This is a genomic window from Synergistaceae bacterium, from assembly GCA_031267575.1.
Lineage (GTDB): Bacteria > Synergistota > Synergistia > Synergistales > Aminobacteriaceae > JAIRYN01.
This window is the reverse complement of sequence record JAIRYN010000018.1, coordinates 1-2,952: the sequence shown is the minus strand read 5'-3', so window position 1 is coordinate 2,952 and position 2,952 is coordinate 1. Positions and strand designations below refer to the sequence as shown.

4 protein-coding genes and 1 pseudogene are annotated in these 2,952 nt (G+C 50.5%); 2 read left to right on the top strand and 3 right to left on the bottom strand.

Annotated elements, in window-relative coordinates:
- On the top strand, positions 1-221 hold a 221-nt coding region (locus LBJ36_02675; protein MDR1377939.1), incomplete at its 5' end, for an ISAzo13 family transposase.
- 8 nt (positions 222-229) lie between these two features.
- On the opposite strand, the gene LBJ36_02670 is transcribed toward LBJ36_02675, so the two are convergent.
- From LBJ36_02670 to LBJ36_02660, 3 genes are all read right to left on the bottom strand, one after another.
- Entirely contained in the window at positions 230-634 is a 405-nt protein-coding gene (locus tag LBJ36_02670; GenBank protein MDR1377938.1) for a 50S ribosome-binding GTPase, read from the bottom strand.
- Positions 631-1,737, bottom strand: a complete 1,107-nt coding sequence (locus LBJ36_02665; GenBank protein ID MDR1377937.1) for a GTP-binding DUF697 domain-containing protein — start codon at positions 1,735-1,737, stop codon at positions 631-633. Before LBJ36_02665 ends, LBJ36_02670 begins: the two co-directional genes overlap by 4 nt.
- 114 nt (positions 1,738-1,851) lie before the next feature.
- The gene (locus tag LBJ36_02660; GenBank protein MDR1377936.1) at positions 1,852-2,238 is read right to left on the bottom strand and encodes a WYL domain-containing protein; all 387 of its coding nucleotides are present in this window, start codon (positions 2,236-2,238) and stop codon (positions 1,852-1,854) included.
- 89 nt (positions 2,239-2,327) lie between these two features.
- Here LBJ36_02660 and LBJ36_02655 point away from each other — a divergent pair.
- Positions 2,328-2,820, top strand: a pseudogene (locus LBJ36_02655) (IS5 family transposase).
- Positions 2,821-2,952 lie beyond the last annotated feature (132 nt).

Genomic DNA, 2,952 nt, shown 5'->3' with positions numbered 1-2,952 from the left:
TCAGCAAGAATTGGGAAGGGATACCGCTTGTCAGCGCTGCTGTTATTGTTAATTTAATCGGGGCAACAAAAACTCAAACAGGGCTTTCGATAAACTGTGTCCTTGATGAGTCAGACTATAAAACAGGCCTTGAGGTGACAGACGAGGAGTTTGAAACTGTATTAGCTTTGTTTTCCGATTTCCATGGCGAATGGAACTATACTATTTGTCATCATATATAATGACTTGTCTAACTTATTTCTAGACAGTTCCTAATGATCTTGTATTCTTTACCCAGGAGTTCTTTGAGTATCTCGATCTCAAAATCCTGGACGCGGTCATTCGCATAGGAAGAGCAGTAGACGATACCGAATATCATGTCGTCCGGGGAGAGTTTATCCTTGCTGAGCTTCTTATTGATAACGCTCTTCCAGTCGTTTGCCTTGGCTGACTCCAGCCCCCAACTGTCAAAAATATTGATGCTTACATCGGGCCTCAACGGCGACAAGACGGTGATTTTATTGAAATCATCACGTCCATTACCGGGCGGGCCGGATATCACTTTTACTACCTCTTTACCAAAGAGATAATTGATGCGTGCGCTTTTCCCTACCCCTGTTTGCCCCAGAATAATCACATTGATTTGAGCTTTCATTTGCCCCACTCCTTCGCATTTTTAATCACATCCGCGATAAATGACGCGGAGGTCAAGAGTTGTTCAATGTCGATCGATGGCGGTTTGCCATCGAGGGAATCTTTGCATTGTTTGTAACACAGTTCGGAAAATGCCATCCCCAACGCTCCGGTGAGCGCGCTGGCCACACTGGCGTTTATGACTCCGCCCAGCGTCGTGTCAATACCCGGTATACATTTTAAAATTTGGTCGGCAATGGACTTGCCCAGTACCGTAGCTACCGCGTCGACCGCCAAACTGGTGATTGCAGTTTTCCCGACATGAATTCCGTAGATTACGCCGATGCGAACTATCATGCCTGTCTGTATCGGCACCAGCAGCGCTGCATCGCTCAGAGGTATCGGACTCATACCCACGGCGGCAGCGGCGGCAACTGCCGTTACCGTCGCTGTATTGGCCTGCTCCCGTTTTAGTTCCAATTGTCCGCGCAAAGCAGAGACAAAACGCTCTTTGAAAACCGCAGGCAGCTTTCCATAGGACCACTTACCCAGTTCGTCCCAGTCACAATATTTAGCAAGCGCCGGGTTGTTCCTCGACCGGGTACTCAGGCGGAAAATTTCGACGTCTGACAAGGCTTCTTTCAGGGACGACATCATTTCGCCAAGCTGCTCTGCGTCCAGTTCGTCAATCTTGGAAAGGAGAACGCAAACTTTGAATCCTTCTTTTTTGATGCGCTGGACGAGTTTTACGTCAAGATCGGTAAACCGGTGGCTCGCTCCTGAAATGGCGTACCACACCAGATGGACGGCGTCCGGATCCGACGCATCATGGTGTTCGACAAGAAAATCGTCAAACAGCATACGTTCATAATGCTGCTGGTTTCCACTGCCGATCTCGTAGCCTTCGCTATCGTAGATATTCACGGTGGGATTTTTATGGAGTGTGATGCCCTTTGTGCAAGGTTCGCCTGTTCCTGTCGTCGTCACGTCGTCATTGAACAGGAAATTGACGATCGACGACTTGCCGATGCCTGTCTGACCGCAAATCAGGATGTTTGGGGTCTTCTGGCTGGCCATTATCTTTTTCACTTCGGCATTGACGGCTTCTTGCGAATACTCTTTCATTTTGTTTCTCTTTTTTAGAGGGGCGGTTGAAAATTTTGTTGCACTGAACTTATTGTTCGGCAATTCGTCCGGTCAGATTTGACTCATCGTCAAGAAAAGGTTCATGACATTCCTTCAACTTTCCAGATAAGCCTTCAGTCCGCTTTCCAGTTCCGCCTGCCACCCTTCCGGGCTGATGATTCTTACGTGCGGAATCCAGTAACGGACGATCGGCAAAATCTGATTCGGGTGGGCAAAGCGGCCCGACAGGATCAGTCCACCGTCCTCCAGTTCCTTTTCGATAACCTGCCGCGAGATGAGCTTGCGGCGGCGGAAATAGGAAGCCACAGCGGGGGAAACCTGGAGGATGACTTCCGTCTTCTTTTCGTTGATCCAGGCGCTGTCTTCCCGCGCGAGCATTTCGCCGATGGCCTCGTCCGGCGTGAAGCGCTCGCCGGTGCAGAACGGCGCACTGATTTTGCCGAAGGCGTAGGCTTTCGGTTTCCCCTGGTCGACAGCGATTAGAACCCGTTCATGATTTTAAAAAAGGCGGATAATAGACAGATTGGGAAGATGAAGAGCCCAAGTGGGCGAGGAGAGGGAGAGGAGCGATGAGAGAGACAAGGTATGCAAGCGACGTAAGTCGAGAGGCGTTTGAAGAAATCCGGCCGCTGTTGGAAAGCGCGCGCAAGCGGACGAAGCCACGGAGGGTGGATTTGTATGAAGTGTGGTGCGGGGTGTTGTACCTGTTGCGAACAGGTTGCCAGTGGCGAGCGCTGCCGAAAGATTTTCCCAAATGGCGGACGGTACATTCGTACTTTACCCAGTAGAGCGAAGTAGGGGAGGATGGGACAAGCCTGCTGGAGCAGGCATTAAAAAAATCAGGTGGATAAAGCACGCAGGAAGCAGGGGCGAGACGCGAGCACGAGATTCCTGATCGTGGATGTGCAGCGTGTGAAGAACACGGACACAGCGGGGAAGAAGGTTTCGGGGATCAAGCGGCACATTGCTGTGGATACACAGGGCTTGCCTCATGCGGTGGTGGTGACTACTGCGGAAGTGACGGATCGCCAAGGGGCGTTGCAAGCATTGAGTCGCTGCGAGGCGGGGCTGGAGACAGGGCAATCGCACCTATTTTGCATAGTTAAATTTAAAATTCCGTTAGCTTTCATAACGTTGCGATTCCCCTGTTCACACGGGCATAAATTGTGTAGTTTTCTGTCTTTTTGGGTATCC

Bases quoted from the DNA above. Each gene is read 5' to 3' on its own strand.
- LBJ36_02670 (MDR1377938.1), bottom strand. From the start codon at position 634: ATGAAAGCTCAAATCAATGTGATTATTCTGGGGCAAACAGGGGTAGGG.
- LBJ36_02665 (MDR1377937.1), bottom strand. From the start codon at position 1,737: ATGAAAGAGTATTCGCAAGAAGCCGTCAATGCCGAAGTGAAAAAGATA.